Raw genomic sequence first — 19474 nt, forward strand, 5'->3', positions numbered from 1 at the left:
TTACTCCTCATCCATCAGGTACGCTAACTTGGCATCCAGTAGCGGTAGTGATTCGTCCAACAACAGCAATAGAAGATCGCATTTTATTTGAGTACCATCAATCTGATAACTGACCTCGATGGTCACTGTTCGCTTCCATGAACCCTTCATCGCCGAGATCAATTGGTCAACGTCAGCATGTTGTCCAAGTAAGGCCGGATAGCTTTGCGAAAACTCTAACGCCGCCTGATCGCCCAGTCCGCGGAGAAAAGCGCTGATTAAAATGTTGCTCACATCCACAAGGAGCTCTAATTCATTATCCACCGATCCGTCGTCTGGGTAGTCGAGCAGTTGGATCATTTCAGTAATACTCGAGTCACTGATCAACATCAGCGCTTCACCAGCGATCCCTTCACCACTAAAGCCTTGGCACACCCCATTCATGGTGTTGGACTGGGCCAGATGGCGAATCGTCATGGTTAATTCAGTCACCTCAAACACATTCACTTGCGGCAAAGGCATATGGACAAACACACCGCAGTGCCGGGCGAGTTTATCCGCCGCCTGGCCCATGGCAATGTTCACGACTTCCATATAAATATCACGACGGCTCAGTTTTTCGTGCGACGTTTGCGCACGCTGAGTATCTAAAGTGGATGTATTAGGCAAATAGGCTTTGATTAACGCATCGACCCGCTCGCGACTAATCGGCTTTTTAACAAAGTCTTTCGCGCCTCGCTCCAACACTTGCTGCTGTGCTAATGGCTGGATATCACCCGACACCACCACAACCGGAGTGGTCATGCCCGCTTTTTGCATAGCCTCTAACGTTTGATAACCGTCTAATTCTGGCATGGTCAAGTCTAGAAACATGATGTCAATCGGCTGACTGTTGAGCACCTCGAGTGCCACTTTACCGTTTTCAGCAAAGTGCACGTCAGCATCGAGGTCTTGAGGCAAGGTTCGAGATAGCTGTTTGCGCGCCAGGGCAGAATCATCGGTGATCAATATTTGTTTGGTCAAAAGCCTCTCCTTTTCGACTTCTTAGCTGAGAGTATGGCAGCGTGATCACTGTAAGCATAAACCAAGTTCGCCAGGTATGAGGTCGAACCCGTAAAAATCACTGAGATTATTTGAGGTCGCTAAGGATTCACGTTTGATTGCGTGACATCGTGTTCGCACAGATAGCTCAGCCGGTCGGGGCGAGTCATCAGCATCGGGGCATGCACGTAGAAATGACGTAAACAGGTTAAACACAGCTGGACGCATTGATAGACTTTTTCACGGATGGTCTCAGGATCGTCATCAAACTCCCCAGTTAACAAGGCACGCCAATCCTCGGCAAGCTGATCAATCATAGCAAGGTCCGTCTCTTGCTCGATAATATGCGTCAGCGCCGCTTTTATCGGGACAATGTCTTCACTGGCAGCAAATATATTGCGTAACGCAATAATCACATCCATCAAGGCATCTTGTGTGACCGGTTTTTTTGCTGCCGCATAGAGGCGAGACATGGCCAATCGAATCCCGCTGGAATCGGTATCATCCACCAGCATGCTCCAACGCTCAATATCCACTAAGTCTTCATCACCAATTGCCACAGGATCGCTGGTTTCCGCTACGGTGCTAAAATCTTGTCGTCGGTTGTCCAATGAAAAGAGATCAATACGCCACACCCACTCTGGCGCGACAAATGCCTTATGTTGGCCAAGATAACAAAGCGCCATGCATAAAATGATATTCAGCTCGGTAGTTTGCTGCTCGCCCTCAGCATCCAGAACCTCCTCGGGCCAATCATCGTCTTCAAGAAAGTCGCCAAAGTTGATCGCAAATGCGTAGCCAGACTCTAACATAAAGCCATTATTCCGGCGCTTCGCCATTAGCCCCGCCGCTTGTAAGACATATTCAGCAATACCCGGGGTGTAGCGCCGTACACTGCCCCATTTGGTATCGAGTTCGGCCAAATTCGTGAGCGCCGCATTACGAAATCCTACAAACATGGGAATATGCGCGACCTCACCATCGGCAAGGCTGCGTGCCATGTCTAACATCTCTTGGACGGTAGTCACGAAACGGTCAGCACTGACCACGCCACGTATCCGCATTAAGTCATAACTATTGACCAAAATGGAGACAGGGAGACTGGCTAAACTCACCATGCCGCGATGTCCGGTGGCATCTTTATAGTCACCACACGTTTGTTGTGGCTCTTTGCCAGTGGTGGTGAATAATCTTGATAAGGCAGGATCGGCCGCCATCCGCTTTTGCACCAACTTACTAATAGGGAATTGCTCAATAGCTGCGGTCAGGTAACCTGCTCCCCGATAAAAAAGGTGCGGGCGTTGTCCCGCCTTAATCAGAAACAAGGGATACAACTCACCGGCCAGTTGGCAAAATGCACTGGTCAAGGGGTCGGCGGTGGTGATCCGCGTGGCGAGCTCTCCCCCTTGTTGTGCCCGCCACACATTAAAGACATGACGACCATTTTGCATCACATGGGGGAGGCGATAAAAAAAAGATTGTTCACTTTCTCCCTGGTCAACCGCGGATACCCGTAGCTGACGGCACAGCTCGATATACTGGTTCAGCGTGTCTCGCTGGATCCGGCTTAGTCCGAGTTTCTGCATTAAAATTAAGCGGCCTTCGGCCTCTGTGACATTCAAGATGTAACTCACCACACGGTGGCCCATCGCCTTCACAAAGTGCGGTATGGCCGGATAGGACATCATACTTCCTAACCTTTCGTGAATAAGGAACACGTATACATATCGGCACACATCCTCAAAACTATAAAAATCAAAAAGGCGTCAAACCAACAACGCCAACGAGCGAATAGGCTATGGCATCCTCCCAACGCTTTCCCATGTTTACCTAAGTATAGCCATTTCAATCATTAATCTTTCGATGACAAACCCAGAAACAATTTTGCGCACAAAGGGGATGACGAGGCCTTGACCAATTGATGACCCCCATCTATTCTGGCGTACAAGTGTACGCTTAAATAAAGATAAGAGTTATGGAAACCAAAACGACAACCTCACCGCCACAAAAACCACGTTTGATTTGGCTAAATATCAGCGTATTTACGCTCACGTTTTTCATCGCAGTCATTGGCACCCCGCTTTGGGCTTGGCACCATGGTTTCGATTGGATGCAGATCACCGCACTGATTGTCGCCTTTAGTTTTTGTGGGCTGTCGATAACGGCAGGCTATCACCGCTTATGGGCCCACAAAACTTATCAAGCCCATCCGGTCCTGCGGTTTATTTTTGCCATTGGGGGCGCGTTTGCACTCCAAAACAGTGCCCTTCATTGGTCATCCGATCACCGTATTCACCATCGTCACGTAGATGACAACGATGTCGACCCTTACTCGGCGAAACGCGGCTTTTGGTTCTCGCACCTAGGCTGGATGTTACGTGAATATCATCCCGACCGTTATGGTGATTACAGCAATTGTCGTGACTTGCAAAAAGACAAGATCGTGATGTGGCAGCACAAGCACTACTTGGCCCTGACACTGGCAACCAACTTTGGTTTTCCTATCGCGTTTGGCGTGATTCACGGCGATGTGTGGGGGGCCATTTTACTGGTCGGCTTCACACGATTAGTGCTCAGCCACCATACAACGTTTTTCATTAACTCCTTGGCCCACGTATGGGGAAGTCAACCGTACACCGAGAAGAATACAGCCCGCGATAATGGTGTTTTAGCCTTTATGACCTTTGGTGAGGGGTACCATAATTTCCATCACATCTTTGAGAATGATTACCGCAACGGCATTCGCTGGTGGCAATTTGATCCAACGAAGTGGTTAATTAAAACGGCCTCTTGGCTTGGGTTGGCTGAAAAGCTGCGTGTTACGCCGGAAGAAAAGATAGAAAAAGCACGGGCGACAATGCAGCTTCAGCGTGCAACGCAAAAGCTAAGCAATAAGCCCAATGCCGCGCATCGCTTGCAAATTCTACAACAAGAATACGATACCTTGGTGGCGAAGATGGCTGATTACTACACGCTCAAAAAACAATTACTGGCACTTGAACGCGATAAATTCCGCGAAAAAGTAGAAAAGGCCGAGTTAAGTCAGCAATATCAAGATTTGAAACTGCGTTTTCATCAACAAAAACGCAGCTGGCAAGTACTCACAGCGAAATACGCCAGCTAACCCAACGCCATCGTCAACGTCGATAAAAATCGGTCAGTGATACTGACCGGTTTTATTGTCATTTTCTATAACGGCGTGATTTATTCGGCCGGCGGCTCGAGAAACGAAAGCAAGATGGTTTCTAACTCACCCCACGGTAAGGGTTGGATATCAATCACCTCAATCCGTGACTCTGCCGTTTCAATCGACATGGGTGTGACGGTGACAACCTGATTGGCAACGTTAAACGCAAAAAATCCCTCTTCGGTGTTCACCACCGCCTTGATTCGCTGAGCATTGAGATTGCTAAATAACCCATACAAGGCATCAAAGGGAAAACAACAGTGCGCGGCAAATAACCAACCACAACTGACATAGCCCTGCCCCTGATTTTCTTTGCGGGTAAAAATGTCATCTGGACCCAACGCAAGCGTGGTCATCGGCTCAGCATTGCTGTGATGATGGTGATAATGCGCTTTGCGATCTTGCCGAGGTAGCGAAAGCCATGCCGTCTCGAGCGCGCCGTGTTCAACGCCAGTCACCAAGCTTTTCTTGCCATCAAACGCCGCGACATAATCATAAAACGTTGCGATTTGCCCTTCAGTACACTGATCGAGCTTGTTGGCGACCACCACATCCGCTAACGCGATTTGATCGTGAAAATTCTGATTTTCACGATAACGCACATCGTCAATGCAACGCGGGTCCACCAAGGTCATCGTCGCGTGTAGCGACAAATGGGTATCGAAAGGCGGCTGGGTAAGCTTACCGATAATATCCTTAGGATGACCCAGCCCTGTCGGCTCAATTAAAATTCGATCCGGCTTTTGCGCTAATAGCGTATTCAAGCCTACCGTCATAGGCAACCCAGCGACACAGCACATGCACCCCCCCGGCACCTCCTTCACCAGGGCACCTTGCTCAGAGAGGATCGCACCATCGACACCCACTTCACCAAACTCATTGACCAATACCGCCCAGCGCGCTTGCTCAGGTTTATTCGCCAGCAAATGACGAATGGCAGTCGTTTTGCCCACTCCAAGAAAGCCAGTGATGATGTTGGCTGCTACGTGACTCATTGCTTTATCCTGCTCGTTATCTGCATCGACGTAGTGTAACGGATCACGAAAAAGTCGTCGCCTATTGGTAATCATGCACTGAAAAGCCCCATTTCCCATCCAGTCAATTACACAGAAAGTGATGAAATATCATGCACTCACTGAACGTGGTGATCATTGCTGATAAAAGCTTGGTAGAATAAAAGATTCGCTAACACACTTCTTAGGAGGAAGTATGCTGAATCCATCAACGGCAAAATCGGTGATTGATCACGCCATGTTTATGGGCGCAGATTTCGCCGAGCTCTTTGTCGAGCACCACCACTCGGGCAACGTCGAGTTATTGTCTGGTGAGGTGGATAGAGTCAGTTCAGGGATTGATTTTGGAATTGGTATCCGTTTGTTTTTCGGTCATAAGGTCCTTTATGGCTATACCAATAGTCGCGATGAAGAACAGCTTAAAAAAGTGACCAGTTTACTTTGCGCGCGTGATAAGCGTGACCAAATTGCCGCTGCTGGCCCCCTTAATTTGTCGCATTTAAATGACAAACATCCTGTGTCTGAACCTCTATCTCGTGACCAGCATGTGGCAGATAAAGTCGATTTTTTACGCCACGTAGACCAACGTATACGCGCCGAAAGTGAAAAAATCACACAAATTATTGGTCGCGTCGGCCAACGTGAACAACAGATTGAGATCTTTAACTCTCGCGGGTTGCACGTTAGCGATACACGTCATTACACTCGGATTGCTGCAACCGCGGTTGCCACCGATGGAAAAGAGCAATCGACCGGCTTTGATGCCCCTGGCGCACTCACTGGCTGGGAATTTCATCACGATATTGATCCCGTGGCGATGGGCGAACGCGTTGCGCGTCAAGCATTAACCAAACTCGGCGCCCAAACCTGTCCTTCTGGTGAAATGCCCGTGGTCATTGGAAATGGATTCGGTGGGGTCATTTTCCACGAAGCCTGTGGCCATTTACTAGAAACCACCTCGGTAGCCAAACAAGCCTCGGTGTTTCATGATCAAATGGGTGAGATGATTGCTAGCCCAGTGGTTAGCGCCGTCGATGATGGCACCTTAGCCAACGCATGGGGCTCAATTAACATCGATGATGAAGGTATGGAGACTCAGCATACCCAGCTTATCAAAGACGGTAAGCTCACCTCGTTTATGGTCGATCATATGGGCAGCCTGAAAACCGGTTATGCACGCACCGGCTCAGGCCGTCGTGAGTCTTACAAGTTCGCGCCGACCTCGCGGATGCGGAACACCTTTATCGAGCCGGGTAATGATGATCTTGAGAAGATGATTGGCTCCATGGAGCGCGGCATTTATGCTAAAAAAATGGGTGGTGGTTCAGTACAGCCCGGCACCGGCGAGTTTAACTTCGCGGTGCAAGAAGCCTATTTGGTAGAAGATGGCCAAATCACCGCACCACTCAAGTCCGCAACGTTAATCAGCACCGGTCCGAAAGTACTTAAAGAAATTAGCATGGTTGGTAAGGATCTCGCCCTCGCCGCGGGTATGTGTGGCTCTGTGAGTGGTGCCGTACCGACGACTGTGGGTCAGCCCGCACTTAAAGTCGACAACATCCTAGTAGGAGGCGGTAACGCATGAGTGAGCAAAACGTGAAAACAACCCTAAGCGATGCCGTCGATCAGGTATTAACACTCGTTCAGGCAAAAGGGGCCCACGCAGACGTCATTGCCAACGCCAGTGAAAGTTTGTCATTGAAGGCGGATCAAGGCGATCTGTCCGAGCACAAAGTCACCGCGGGCCAAGTGATCGGCGTACGTGTGATCAAAGGTGACCAAGTTGCCACCAGTTATTCCGAATCGCTAGATAGCGACAGCCTTGCCAGCATGGTCAACGCCGCGCTAACGAATGCGAGCTTTACCAAAGCCGACCCTGACCAGAAAATTCGCGCCGAAGGGCAGCAGATCGATAGCCAAGATCCCACTTTGTTTCAAGCAGATAATACGCCGATTGAAGATAAGATTGCATTGGCACTCGCGATGGAGCAAGACGTGGTCAATCAACCACGGGCAACGGGTGCGCCCTACAATGGCTACGGTGAGCAAACCCAGTATCAGCTGCTGGCTAATACCCTGGGCACACGCTGCTATCATCGCGAACGGAGTTTTAGCTGCTACACGGCAGCACTGCTCAATCACGACGGCAAGCAATCGATGCATTTGGGGGCGTCAGTGTCACGCCGCTTTGCCGATCTCGACCAAGCATATGCAACCCGCTTAGCCTATGACACGGCTGATGCATTGTTAGAGGGTGGGCCAGTCAAAACCGGTCAATATGCGGTAGTGTTTGAACATAATTGTTTAAGCGAATTGCTGGGCGCATTTGGCAGTTGTTTTTCGGGGGATGCGGCCAAACGGGGTACCAATCCATGGCGCGAAAAAATCGGAAAACCGATTGCCGATCCAGCCCTGACCATTACCGATATCGCACGTATCGATGGCGGGATGCGCAGCAAAGCCTTTGACAGCGAGGGCTTTGCTACAACCGACACGCCGCTGATTGAAAATGGCATATTGGTTGGGTTGTTACATAATAGCGCTACGGCCCATCATTTTGGCGTCCGTCACACTACCAACGCCGGCCGCAGCCCGAAAGGCGGCTTAGATGTCACTTCACGTCACGACCTCATTGGCGCCGGCAAACAAAGTGGTGCCGAAGTGCATGGAGGCGAGTATCTCGAACTAGTTTCGCTGCAAGGGGTGCATTCTGGCGCGAATGCTATCAGTGGCGACTTCTCGTTTGGAGCCAGTGGCTTCTTGTGCCGTGACGGTAAACGTGTTCGCCCCGTGCGTGGTATCACAGTGGCAGGTAATTTCTATACCATGCTCAATGAGATTGATGCGATTGGCAACACAGTCACGCCTAATTACGATGGCGCCTTCTTCGCCCCTCGGATACGGTTTGCCCGTTTGTCGATAGCTGGCGAATAGATAGCTGGCGAGTAATACGTTTTTTTATAAGCCACATATTATAGACCCATATGGCACCGCAGACCTCGGTGCCTTTTTTAGATTACTTGCCGGAGGCTTACACATCCATGGCTGACGCGCTGGTTTCAGTTGTCTGCCAGTTTTTTTTCCGCGCTGCGATATCGCTACTTGACGTTGCGCTCTCAACACTGTGTACCGCTGGATCCGTCTTAGCCGCAAGATCAGTAAACGCTTGTAAAGTCACGTCGCTTTTTAAAATCCGCCCATGCCCTAGCCCATCAGTAGGCAGCAAGCAGACATGTTGATAGTCGTTTGCTTTTTCAGTCACGCTGAACGAGGCAAAACGATCGCTTCTGTCATGCGCAATGACCACCTGATGACGACGCGCGCCGAGTTTAGTCAAGGGGTCGATGGTTTCGATCGGATAACCATGCTGCTCCCCCACTTCTTGTACAATTTCATCAAACAGCTTGAGTGAATATCCGGACTGACGCACCGTTGCATACAGATTCTCACGATAATTCAACACAGGCGCGACCAAGAGTAATGGTAAGTCATCTAATTGCGGATGTTGGCTCTCGAGGACGGCCGCCGCACCCATACTGTGGGCGACGACACCAGAAACGTTGTCTACTTGATCCAAAACATCGTTGATTGCCTGCACAAACCCTGGAATATGGCTTTCGTGCCCCCCACTTTCACCATGGGCCGGATGATCAAACGCCACAGCGCGAAAACCCAACGAGGCAATATGCGCCATTAAAGGAAAAAATTGGCTCGCCGAACCAGACCATCCATGTGTCAGTAACCAGGTCGGGCCCGCGCCAACGCTGTACATCTGTAGCTCGCCTTGTTGACTCTGCGCAGTAAACCGCTCTAAGCCATTCGGGGCCGCGTTCACCGCTGGACTGCGCGTGGGGGTAAGAAAGAGCTTGCGGGCAATCTTCCTTGCATGACTGGGGGCAAGTCGATGATGACAACGGCTAACCGCGCCTATCAACGTACGTTTTGCACTAAACCGGCCTGGGGTCGAGAAGTAGATTTTTCTGCTCATTGTGAATCCTTCAAATCAATAACACATCACTCCTGGTATGCGTCCAAAAATAAACACGGTGAGGGTGAGTCAACACGCGCGGCCTTACCTTACCGGAACCTTAGGTGTATTCCTAGAACGAACGCTTGTTTTAAAACAGCCGGAATAACTTGTCGTCGCCATTGCGCGATATACCACCGCAAATTGTGCAATAACTGTTCCATATTCTTTTTAGTTTTAATAAGTGCTTTTTTTATCTAGCCGTAATGTGACATATGTCTTCATTATGTGCACCCGTCGGCATAAGATGCGAACCAATATCGATCCCTTAACGACATCCACGGGATCTAACGCTGAAATTATTATAATTCTCTAGGTGGGAACGCCAACTATGACAGTTATCCTTTTAAATCTGATCGCTTTTGCGCTGTTACTGGCAGTGCTTGTGAAGTTGCACAAGCAACAAAAATCCCTATCAACGCGAGTCTTTACTGGCTTAGGCTTAGGGGTGGCATTCGGTGCTGCGCTGCAAGCGTTATATGGTGCTGACGGCACGGTTACACGCGAAACCATTGACTATATCAATATCGTCGGCTCAGGCTACGTGAGCTTGTTAAAAATGATCATCATGCCGTTGATTACCGTGTCAATTATTGGTGCCATCTTAAAGGTGAAAGACTCGGGTTCACTGGGTAAAGTCTCTAGCTTAAATATTGGGATTTTGCTGGCAACGACCGCAGCATCGGCACTCATTGGCGTGTTCGTCAGCAGTCTATTTGGATTGTCTGCGCAAGATATCGTGCAAGGTGCGCAAGAAATGGCTCGCGGGGCTGCACTTGAAGAACGCCTAGGTACCGTTGAAAACCTGTCACTGGCTGATATGGTGATCTCTTTCTTCCCACAAAATCCGTTCGCAGATTTAGCAGGAAGCCGTCCAACGTCTACGATTGCTGTGGTGATTTTCTCTGCGCTTGTAGGAATTGCCGGAGTAACGCTTTCACGCACACAGCCTGAACTGGGTGAGCGCTTTGAACGCTTTATGGATGTTGCTCAGGCGCTTGTACGTACTCTGGTGCGCATGATTATCGGTTTAACGCCATACGGTGTCTTGGCACTCATGACAAAAGTCATTGCCGGATCAAATGTCAGTGAAATCCTGCAACTGGCAAACTTCGTTGTCGCTTCATACGTTGGCCTAGGCGCGATTTTGGTGATGCATTTGATCTTAATCGGCCTAGTAGGAATGAGCCCAGCTCAATACTTGAAAAAGATACTCCCGGTACTGACGTTTGCCTTCACATCGCGCTCTAGTGCCGCGACTATTCCGCTAAACATTGATTCTCAAATGAAGAACTTGGGGAACGATCCGGCCAGTGCCAATTTCTCTGCCTCTTTCGGTGCGACCATGGGGCAAAACGGCTGTGCAGGGCTATACCCTGCCATGTTGGCGGTGATGATTGCACCAACCATTGGCATTAATCCGCTCGATCCTGGCTTTATCGCGACCTTGGTTGCCATCGTAACGGTGAGCTCTTTCGGTATTGCTGGCGTCGGTGGCGGGGCAACGTTTGCCGCGCTGATTGTACTCTCGGCACTGGATATGCCGGTCGCACTTGCGGGTCTGTTAATCTCAATTGAACCGTTAATCGATATGGGCCGCACCGCGATTAACGTTAGCGGCTCAATGACTGCTGGCACGCTCACCTCACGCTTAACCGGTGGACAAGATAAGACTATCTTCGAGCACCACGAAGTGGTGAAACAGGACACTGCAAACGCTTAATGCCGCGGTGCCATCGTTTATAAAATGCTACGCCGCATTGGCGTGGCATTTTTGTGTCTATAATCATCCATCAATTCGCTGACTTAATCCCTTATAACTTGTAAGAATTTATGTCAGCGATTACACTCTGCCGCATTGTTAACGCAGGCTCGATCTGCCCTACACGAGACATTTATGAGTATTGAACAAACACTTCAGGCACGCAGCGGCGGCCAATGTGAACTTTGTACCCGCCAAGACAACTTATCTGTGTATGACGTCCCGTACTCACCAGATACTACCGCGAACAGCTGCGTATTGGTTTGCGGCACCTGTCATGACCAGCTAAGTAATCCTGACAATATGGATGTGAACCACTGGCGTTGCCTGAGTGACAGCATGTGGAGCCAAGAGCCGGCCGTGCAAGTCGTCGCTTATCGCCAGCTTTCTCGCCTTTCGAGTGAAAGCTGGGCGCAAGATAATCTCGACATGATGTATATGGAAGATGATGTGCGTAAATGGGCGGAAACCGGTCAAGATATCGAAGAAGTTAAAGTGCTGGATGCAAATGGTGTGGCGCTGCAAAAAGGCGACGACGTGACCGTGATTAAAGATTTGCCAGTGAAAGGCTCAAGCCAGGTAATCAAACAAGGTACCGTGATCCGTGGCATTAACCTGACCGATGACCCCACCCATGTGCAGGGTAAAGTTAACGGCCAAACGTTGTTTGTGATCGCTGAGTTCTGCCGCCGCAAGTAATTGGCAGCATACAGTCGCCCTTTATTTAAACACGGTCTTTTCTTTTGTTAGCGTATAACGACCAGTTATTGATGCTGTTGGCGGTATTTGAACGTGCCGCCTTATTACTCATGGCCTTATTTTGGCTCACTCGCACCCATCTGATCCAAACCATCGTACAGAAGACCCAGCGCCATCCAATGGAAACAGCGCTCATTGCCGCTTTGTTTGTATTGTTTGCCTTGTTCAGTACCTACACGGGAGTGAATGTCGATGGGTCGCTGGTAAATGTACGCATCATCGCCATTATCGCCGGCGGTATTTTGTTTGGTCCTTGGGTTGGCGTGACTGCCGGCGTCGTCTCGGGCGTTCACCGCTATCTTATCGATATTGATGGGCCAACCTCACAAGCCTGTTTGATCGCCAGTATTATTGCTGGGTGCCTGTCGGCACTGATTCATTATCGCGCAGATAAACAGCATTATGCACGCTACGGCATTTTGGCGGGTATGCTCTGCGAATCGCTGACCATGCTACTTATCCTTTTGCTTGCCCGCGATCAAACGCTCGCCCAACACATTGTTGCCACCATTAGCTTCCCGATGATTGCAGGTACCGTCTGTATTGGCCTGATCATCCAACTGGTGCAGTACATCGATGATGAAAAAGAACATTTAGCCGCCCAGCAGGCTAAGCAAGCGTTAGATATTGCCAACCGCACTCTACCGTATTTTCGACGCGGAGAGGCGCGAGGTTTGACCAAAGCGTGCAGTATTATTCGTAAAGACACCGGTGCCGATGCCGTGGCTATTACCGATACCGCCGATGTTTTGGCGTATGTTGGCATTGGTGAGGAGCAATACATTGATGCCCATCACCAAATTAGCCGCCTTACTCAGCAAGCGGTAAGAACCGGTGAACAAATTATCAGCAATGATCTCAATGTGCATGATTTTCGCTCTTTGTTGATCATTCCGCTATGGGAAAATGGCGTGGTCACGGGAACCTTAAAGGTTTTTTATCGCCAGCCCCATCGTATTCGTCGCCCCATGCAGGAAATGGCGATTGGTTTATCACAATTGATTTCGACCCAAATGGAAGTTGCGCGGATACAAAACCTCAAAGAAATGGCGAGTAAGGCTGAATTTTCTGCCTTACAAAGTAAAATTAACCCTCATTTTTTGTTTAACGCCCTCAATGCGATCTCCAGCTTGATCCGCTTACGTCCGGATGACGCCCGTGGCTTGATTGCCAATTTGGCCGACTTTATGCGTTACAATTTAGAGCGCACGCAGGATCTGATCCCCATTAGTGATGCCATTAAGCAAGTCAAAGATTATGTCGCTATTGAGCAAGCACGTTTTGGTGACAAACTTACGATCCGCTTTGATATTGAAACGACCGACACCAATATTGCGCCCTTGCTGATACAGCCGCTGGTTGAAAATGCGATTCGCCATGGTTTTCAACCTTCTCGTCGTCCTTGTGATGTCATCATTGCGGTGCGCGAAATTGCGCAAGGAACGGAGATTAGCATCACAGATACCGGGATCGGCATCGATCCTAATATTGTCGAGCAACTTTATCATGGCACCATCGACAGTCATCATATTGGATTGATGAATGTGCATCAGCGTTTAATCATGCTCTATGGACAAGGCTTAACTGTTGAGCCACGCAATCCCGGCACACGTGTATCATTTGTGATTAACCATAAGGAGCCTTCATGCTTCGCGCTGTCATTGTCGAAGACGAATACTTAGCGCAAGAAGAGCTACGCTACTTAGTTGAAAAGCATAGTGATCTTGAGATCATCGAAAGCTTTGATGATGGGCTTGCGGCGCTAAAATACCTGCAGACCCATCCAGTGGACGTGCTGTTCTTAGATATCAATATCCCCTCGATTGAGGGCATGTTACTCGCGCGGAGTTTACATGCCGATGCGCGCCCGCCCTTTGTGATTTTTACCACCGCTTACAAAGAGCATGCCGCAGATGCTTTTGAGCTTGAAGCGTTCGACTACCTGCTTAAGCCGCTTAACGAAACACGGGTGAAAGGCGTACTCAATAAGCTTGCTCTCGCGGCTGCACCTACCGATACCCTGACAGAGCAACGCCATACCTTGCATTTGATGCGTGATAATCGGATCCGCATTACCGATACCGCCGACATTCTTTATGCCGCTGCCAACGAAAAGACCACCTTGGTGTACACACCCGACGGTGAGTTCTATGTGCCTTACACTATCAGTGAATTGATGACGCAATTGCCGGCTAATTTTTTTCGTTGCCATCGCTCTTATTGCATCAACTTAGATAAAATCACCGAAATTGAACCAGGCTTAAACAGCACCTATCACGTTTTCCTCCCCGGCATTTCTGATCCTGTGTTGGTCAGTCGCGGTAATCTGAAAGCGTTTCGCGAACGGATGCAATTGTAATTCATGCCATCTCGCTGCAGTTCATGCCCGCTAACTGCAGCTCATTTTATCTTTTTCACCTACTCTTGATGTGGGGATTCAGGGTCGTATCTTGGGGGTGTTCTCAATAGATAAAATCCTGGAGCGTTACCATGAACGCACGTTTATCCCCCGGCATCAAAACCCTTATCGGCACCGTATTGGCCCAGTTTGCACTTGGCTCTGTATATACGTGGAGCCTGTTTAATGCTCCCCTTGCAGCCCAGCTTGACGAGCCGGTCAGTCAAGTGGCCTTCACCTTTGGCATTATGACACTGGCATTGGCTCTGGCTTCTTCCGTGTCGGGCCATCTACAAGCACGATTCGGTGTCCGCAGCGTGACAATTGGCGCAGGCATACTGCTTGGCGCCAGTCTCGCGCTAACCTCGGTGGTCAGCCAACTATGGCTACTTTACCTTACCGCCGGCCTTCTGATTGGTTTAGCAGATGGTACTGGCTACCTCATGACGCTCTCCAATTGCGTACGCTTTTTTCCCAAAAACAAAGGGCTTGCCTCAGCCTGTGCCATTGGCGCTTATGGGTTAGGCAGCTTAGGTTTTAAATACATCAATCTATACTTTTTAGCCGCAGGCGGCGCAGCACTAAGTTTTCAAATGTGGGCGGTTCTGGCCTGTGTGATGGTCGTGATTGGCGGCGCACTGATGCACGATGCGCCACAGCAAAAAGCCACCACAAACGCATCTGAGGCCGATGCGCCTGCTGATTACACCCTTTCTCAATGTTTTAAAACCCCGCAATTTTGGTTACTTGCCACGGTATTTGTCACGATTTGTATGAGTGGGCTTTATGTCATTGGCGTCGCTAAAGATGTGGGTGAACTTTATGTCTACCTTGATGCTGCCACCGCTGCGGAAGCGGTTGCCATTATCGCACTGGCAAATCTAGGCGGCCGTCTGGTACTGGGGGTGTTGTCTGATCGCATGGCGCGCAGCAAAGTGGTTGGCTTGGCACTCCTCGTCTGCGCGGCAGGCGTGGGTATGCTCCGCTTTATGCCACTGGACCAATACAGCTTCTATTTATCGGTTGCTTGTGTCGCGTTCAGTTTTGGCGGAGCAATTACCGTATTCCCCACCTTGATGAGCGACTATTTTGGCATGAACCACCTCAGCCAAAACTATGGTTTTATGTACCTGGGCTTTGGTGTCGGTAGCTTTATGGGCTCTGTCATTGCGGCGCTATTTGGCGGTTTTGTTGCCGCGTTTAGTGTGATGCTGGTAATGATCACTATATCCTTGTGTATTGCATTCACTATTCACTCGCCCAAGCACAATCAAGAGAAGATTAAGCATCATTGGCAGTTGGAGTCATCGACCAGCTAAGCATTGTTATACACTTTCCCCTCGTCTTAGCAATAATACGAGGGGCTCTTGTTTGTAATCGACACACCAAAATAAAATGTGACAGCGTCACATAAAGTGGTCCAGTTTACACTGTAAACCCCGTAATATCGGCGCTTGTTGATAAGTCTATCCCTAAATACTGAATAACATCTCAATACATTAACAATACTATTGATTGTTGTGATGTACTCGCCTAATTTAAAGCCTCGGCGTCGGGCCTTCCTCTTTTCTTGCTAGGTGTTACATGACACGGACGCGATTTGTTACGCTTCACAGCAAAGCAGCACTTATTTTTATCCTAGGGTTACTTGCCATTATTTTCAGTAGCCTTTTATTGACTCGCTATTTTTTCCTCTTCGGTATTGACCACTTAGAAGACATAGAAATCACGCGCGCAAATCAGCAAGCCAAAGCGGTGATTCAGCGTGTCATCGATAATCAAGTTGAATATGCAATTGATTGGGCCTATTGGGATGATACTTACACGCTACTCACAACAGGTAATAATCGCTATGCGCAGAGGAATCTAAGCGACGAGACATTACTCGCACTCAGTTTAGATATGATGGGGTTTGCCGACTTAAGTGGTGAGGTAGTCGAAGCAAAAGTACTGGAAGATGCAGGCAACAAGTCGATGATTGATGCAATATATCGCTCCCCTGCCGTCACAGCACATATTCATCAACCCATTCCTGATAAAGAGCTGGCTCCTTTCGCTGGTTTACTCCAGCTTAGAGGCCGCATATGGGTGATCAGTGTCAACCCAGTCCGAGACAGTGCGGGCACTGCACCGGTCGTCGGCTGGATGGTTTGGGGGCAAACGCTGACGGGTCGCTTTCCCTCCGCTTACGATAACATATTAGCGGGCAACAACCGTCTCGTTAACAAGGGGGATACAACAGGAGAAGGGAGCGTTGAACGCATTGTTCGTACTGACAATAAGATAACCCGCTATACCCCCTTATATGATTTGAGCAACCGCCCCATTGCGGCCTTAGAAACCACCGAATCTCGCCACTACTATCAAAAGGGAAAGCAAGTATTTCAATATCTTATCTTAGCTTTACTGGCGATGACCTCATTTATCGCTTTCGTGGTTTATCTGCTTTATCGACACAATATTGCTAGACAATTTATCTCTTTTGAGAAAAATGTGAACGCTCTGCTCGGTGACACAGCTCCTATCACAGCGCCCAAAGATATGTTTACCCGCATTACTGAACAAATCGAGGCAATGGCGAGCACGTCTTCTTACGCCGAACAACAACTTAAAGAAACACTGTCTAAATTTGAAGCGCTGTACCATAGCCAGCACCTAGGCATGATACTTTTAGAAAATAACCAGATTGTCGACGTGAATCAGGCACTACTTAATTTGCTTGGTCATCAACGCACACAGCTTATCGATGCCCCACTCGATATCCTATTAAATAACAAAGATGGCACACTGTCTGATCTGAATGCCTTCCAACAACAAGACGAGCAGGATGTTACTCACTTTGAAACTAACCTACGCAGTGTCACTGGGCAAACTATCTCTTGCAATGTAGAAGCGATGCGGCTAGACAATCAGACGTCTCAAACTGTGATGCTGGCGGTGAAAGATATTAGCCAGCAAAAACGACAAGCCGCTTTAATAGAAACACTATCACACCATGACACCCTGTCTGGTTTACTTAATCGGCCCTCGACAACTAAAGCCTTAAATCAAGCGCTTACGGACAAAAAGGCCATTATCACCCTCTACATAATTGCCACACGTCTTCGTGAAATTTACGAGATATATGGGCATCAAGCCTATGACAATGCGGTAAAGCACATCGCTGATGCTTTGAAGCAACAGTTCCCGCAAGCGGAAATCGGTAGGCTAAGCGAAAATGAGTTTATCGTTTTTACTGATCAAATAGAGGAGGAGCAATTTATTCCTCGCGCGAATACCGTGCTAAAAGTCAGTGCGAGTCATCTAGCTGAGACGACTGCAGACTTTGATATCGGCCTTAACGCCGCAATGATAGGGCCTGAGTTCGCGTTTACCCATTTTGAACCCCTCGTCCACTGTGGTTTCTACGCGATAGAGCAACAGTTGGTACCCAAGCACAATGTGACGATTGTTGATGAAGAGATTGTGCAAGTTGCCAATGAGACATTAACAATTAATCGAAACCTGATCACTGCACTGAAAAACGAAGAGTTTACCGCTTTCTTCCAGCCCATCGTTAACGCGACATCGAATCAAGTGATCGGTTTTGAAGCATTGGCGCGTTGGCATCACCCCGATTTGGGGATGATATCGCCAGGGGTTTTTATTCCGTTGGCCGAAAAACACAAATTAATTATTGAGCTCGACGAACTGGTGTTAGAAAAAGCCTGCGCATTTTTACAAACCATACAAAGGTATTGGAGTAAAAAATCGCAGCACCGTCTCACCATTCATGTCAACCTCTCTAGTCCTCACTTTGGCGCAAGTGCGCTGATTAATAACTTGCAGCGACTCATTAAGCAGTATCAACTTTCGCCAGGACAGCTGGTGCTGGAAGTTACCGAAAGTATTCTACTCGGTGCCGACCAGGAGACAATTGAACGGATGCATGCCCTCAAAGCGTTAGGCGTCCAGCTAGCCTTAGATGACTTCGGTACCGGCTATTCATCGTTTAGCTCGCTATGTAATTTCCCGCTCGATATCGTCAAATTGGATAAATCGTATATGAGCGAAATTGAAACCAATGAAAAGGCCAAAACCTTAGTCCGCAGCATCATCAACATGGCTCAAGAGCTGGGCATGACCACCGTTGCCGAAGGCGTCGAAACCGCGTCTCAATTGCGCATTCTCAACGTCTGGCGTGTCGATGAAATTCAAGGGTTCTACCACTTTAAACCAATGAGTGCAGAGCAGGCATTAAACACCTTTGGTGAAAATGGTTAATTGTAAGAGCGAGAGTAAACCCTATATAAAAGCTATACTACTCGGCCGCTTTCTCTTCTTCTTGCTGATAAACAGGGTGTTTATACTGATCTTTCAGCCTTTTTATCTTTACGAACTCGATACTAGGGAAGAGTGAACGTAATGTAGCAAGTAGTTCTTGCTTTTGGTCGAGAGTATTGGTGAATATATCACCATAGTAAGCATACGCACCTTTCTCGGGGATGGCGAATGAAAATACACCATCATTCTCTAAATCAAACACAACCGTACGCTCAGAAATCAATATATAGTGGTTATCAATAGAAGGACGAAAGTTTGTCATCCCAAACGACATCAGCGCAAAACCACCTGCTCCAATAAACGCAAGAGGACCGAGCACAAACACGGCAATAATACAGACCACGATGCCCACCCACGCAAAACCACGCACTACCTGATAAGCAACATCAGGGATCATATCTTTTTCTGTGTAATGAATACCGAGACTGGTTAATTGATAACAGCGATGTTTATCGGGTAGAAACAAGTATCTTGATGCAAAAACCATCAGTGTTAAAAAACCACTTAATACCCAAAAAGCAAATGAGTCGACAGTCAACTTCTCGAGCACTGACCAAAGAAACAAAAGAAATGATGTTCCAGCAAATATCGACAGTCCCCATTTAACCATATTTTCGTGTTTCAGACCCGCACCCATAGACTCCCAAGAATAAATCACCTGAGCAGCGTAAAGCTGCTCCTCAAGGAGCTCTGTGTTTTCTCCATTACTCATTTTTCAGCTCTTACTTCAACCGCTCGCCCCAGCAATTTCAAGATACATTGATATGAATAGAGCATCACCCATAGATAACATGACATTATAAAAACAATGTTTCTCTTTGGTATCCAAATATACTAGTCCTGAATGAAGATTGGATGTTTAAACATGTCATTCATTTTAGTCATTTCCACATACTCGATATCTTTCCTAATTTTTTTAATCAAGGATACAACCGCGTCTTTTTCTCCCAAAGAAGAAAAGTAAAAGTTTCGACTGCTGGAGTAC

General features: G+C 48.4%; 14 protein-coding genes. 9 read left to right on the forward strand and 5 right to left on the reverse strand.

What is annotated here, in order from left to right; all coding sequences use genetic code 11:
• Entirely contained in the window at positions 1–1002 is a 1002-nt protein-coding gene (locus BZG78_RS11820) for a response regulator (protein WP_108743383.1), read from the reverse strand.
• A 119-nt stretch (positions 1003–1121) separates the two neighbouring features.
• The gene (locus BZG78_RS11825) at positions 1122–2708 is read right to left on the reverse strand and encodes a hypothetical protein (protein WP_077661315.1); all 1587 of its coding nucleotides are present in this window, start codon (positions 2706–2708) and stop codon (positions 1122–1124) included.
• Between the two features lie 287 nt (positions 2709–2995).
• Here BZG78_RS11825 and BZG78_RS11830 point away from each other — a divergent pair, with 287 nt between their 5' ends.
• Positions 2996–4144, forward strand: a complete 1149-nt coding sequence (locus BZG78_RS11830) for a fatty acid desaturase (RefSeq protein WP_077576955.1) — start codon at positions 2996–2998, stop codon at positions 4142–4144.
• 80 nt (positions 4145–4224) lie between these two features.
• Here the strand turns inward: BZG78_RS11830 and BZG78_RS11835 are convergent, their stop codons facing one another.
• Positions 4225–5202, reverse strand: coding sequence for a GTP-binding protein (locus BZG78_RS11835; protein WP_077661326.1), 978 nt, complete (start codon positions 5200–5202; stop codon positions 4225–4227).
• Between the two features lie 214 nt (positions 5203–5416).
• Between BZG78_RS11835 and BZG78_RS11840 the strand changes: the two genes are divergently transcribed.
• Both BZG78_RS11840 and BZG78_RS11845 read left to right on the forward strand, forming a co-directional pair.
• Positions 5417–6805 carry a TldD/PmbA family protein gene (locus BZG78_RS11840; RefSeq protein WP_077661316.1) on the forward strand — a complete coding sequence of 463 codons (1389 nt, stop codon included), beginning with the start codon at positions 5417–5419 and terminating at the stop codon, positions 6803–6805.
• Entirely contained in the window at positions 6802–8154 is a 1353-nt protein-coding gene (locus tag BZG78_RS11845; RefSeq protein WP_077661317.1) for a TldD/PmbA family protein, read from the forward strand. The genes BZG78_RS11840 and BZG78_RS11845 overlap by 4 nt, the downstream gene beginning before the upstream one ends.
• A gap of 97 nt (positions 8155–8251) precedes the next feature.
• On the opposite strand, the gene BZG78_RS11850 is transcribed toward BZG78_RS11845, so the two are convergent.
• Positions 8252–9208, reverse strand: a complete 957-nt coding sequence (locus BZG78_RS11850; protein ID WP_077661318.1) for an alpha/beta hydrolase — start codon at positions 9206–9208, stop codon at positions 8252–8254.
• Between the two features lie 370 nt (positions 9209–9578).
• Here BZG78_RS11850 and BZG78_RS11855 point away from each other — a divergent pair, with 370 nt between their 5' ends.
• The 6 genes from BZG78_RS11855 to BZG78_RS11880 all read left to right on the forward strand — a co-directional run bounded on the left by BZG78_RS11855 (position 9579) and on the right by BZG78_RS11880 (position 18429).
• The gene (locus tag BZG78_RS11855; RefSeq protein WP_021023917.1) at positions 9579–10970 is read left to right on the forward strand and encodes an L-cystine transporter; all 1392 of its coding nucleotides are present in this window, start codon (positions 9579–9581) and stop codon (positions 10968–10970) included.
• Positions 10971–11144: 174 nt separating this feature from the next.
• Positions 11145–11708, forward strand: a complete 564-nt coding sequence (locus BZG78_RS11860; RefSeq protein WP_077460788.1) for a PhnA domain-containing protein — start codon at positions 11145–11147, stop codon at positions 11706–11708.
• Positions 11709–11779: 71 nt separating this feature from the next.
• Positions 11780–13450, forward strand: a complete 1671-nt coding sequence (locus BZG78_RS11865) for a LytS/YhcK type 5TM receptor domain-containing protein (RefSeq protein WP_077661319.1) — start codon at positions 11780–11782, stop codon at positions 13448–13450.
• The gene (locus BZG78_RS11870) at positions 13414–14127 is read left to right on the forward strand and encodes a LytTR family DNA-binding domain-containing protein (RefSeq protein WP_077661320.1); all 714 of its coding nucleotides are present in this window, start codon (positions 13414–13416) and stop codon (positions 14125–14127) included. The genes BZG78_RS11865 and BZG78_RS11870 overlap by 37 nt, the downstream gene beginning before the upstream one ends.
• A gap of 131 nt (positions 14128–14258) precedes the next feature.
• Complete coding sequence (locus BZG78_RS11875; RefSeq protein ID WP_077661321.1) at positions 14259–15485, forward strand: OFA family MFS transporter; 1227 nt, start codon at positions 14259–14261, stop codon at positions 15483–15485.
• Between the two features lie 265 nt (positions 15486–15750).
• Positions 15751–18429 carry an EAL domain-containing protein gene (locus tag BZG78_RS11880; protein ID WP_077661322.1) on the forward strand — a complete coding sequence of 893 codons (2679 nt, stop codon included), beginning with the start codon at positions 15751–15753 and terminating at the stop codon, positions 18427–18429.
• Between the two features lie 37 nt (positions 18430–18466).
• Here the strand turns inward: BZG78_RS11880 and BZG78_RS11885 are convergent, their stop codons facing one another.
• Complete coding sequence (locus BZG78_RS11885) at positions 18467–19201, reverse strand: hypothetical protein (RefSeq protein ID WP_077661323.1); 735 nt, start codon at positions 19199–19201, stop codon at positions 18467–18469.
• Positions 19202–19474 lie beyond the last annotated feature (273 nt).

The sequence above is a fragment of the Salinivibrio sp. MA351 genome (assembly GCF_001996065.1).
Lineage (GTDB): Bacteria > Pseudomonadota > Gammaproteobacteria > Enterobacterales > Vibrionaceae > Salinivibrio > Salinivibrio costicola.

Excerpts from the sequence above, each read along its gene's own strand:
- BZG78_RS11825 (WP_077661315.1), bottom strand. The coding sequence starts at position 2,708 with ATGATGTCCTATCCGGCCATACCGCACTTTGTGAAGGCGATGGGCCAC.
- BZG78_RS11830 (WP_077576955.1), top strand. The coding sequence starts at position 2,996 with ATGGAAACCAAAACGACAACCTCACCGCCACAAAAACCACGTTTGATT.
- BZG78_RS11835 (WP_077661326.1), bottom strand. The coding sequence starts at position 5,202 with ATGAGTCACGTAGCAGCCAACATCATCACTGGCTTTCTTGGAGTGGGC.
- BZG78_RS11840 (WP_077661316.1), top strand. The coding sequence starts at position 5,417 with ATGCTGAATCCATCAACGGCAAAATCGGTGATTGATCACGCCATGTTT.
- BZG78_RS11845 (WP_077661317.1), top strand. The coding sequence starts at position 6,802 with ATGAGTGAGCAAAACGTGAAAACAACCCTAAGCGATGCCGTCGATCAG.
- BZG78_RS11850 (WP_077661318.1), bottom strand. The coding sequence starts at position 9,208 with ATGAGCAGAAAAATCTACTTCTCGACCCCAGGCCGGTTTAGTGCAAAA.
- BZG78_RS11855 (WP_021023917.1), top strand. The coding sequence starts at position 9,579 with ATGACAGTTATCCTTTTAAATCTGATCGCTTTTGCGCTGTTACTGGCA.
- BZG78_RS11860 (WP_077460788.1), top strand. The coding sequence starts at position 11,145 with ATGAGTATTGAACAAACACTTCAGGCACGCAGCGGCGGCCAATGTGAA.
- BZG78_RS11865 (WP_077661319.1), top strand. The coding sequence starts at position 11,780 with ATGCTGTTGGCGGTATTTGAACGTGCCGCCTTATTACTCATGGCCTTA.
- BZG78_RS11870 (WP_077661320.1), top strand. The coding sequence starts at position 13,414 with ATGCTTCGCGCTGTCATTGTCGAAGACGAATACTTAGCGCAAGAAGAG.
- BZG78_RS11875 (WP_077661321.1), top strand. The coding sequence starts at position 14,259 with ATGAACGCACGTTTATCCCCCGGCATCAAAACCCTTATCGGCACCGTA.
- BZG78_RS11880 (WP_077661322.1), top strand. The coding sequence starts at position 15,751 with ATGACACGGACGCGATTTGTTACGCTTCACAGCAAAGCAGCACTTATT.
- BZG78_RS11885 (WP_077661323.1), bottom strand. The coding sequence starts at position 19,201 with ATGAGTAATGGAGAAAACACAGAGCTCCTTGAGGAGCAGCTTTACGCT.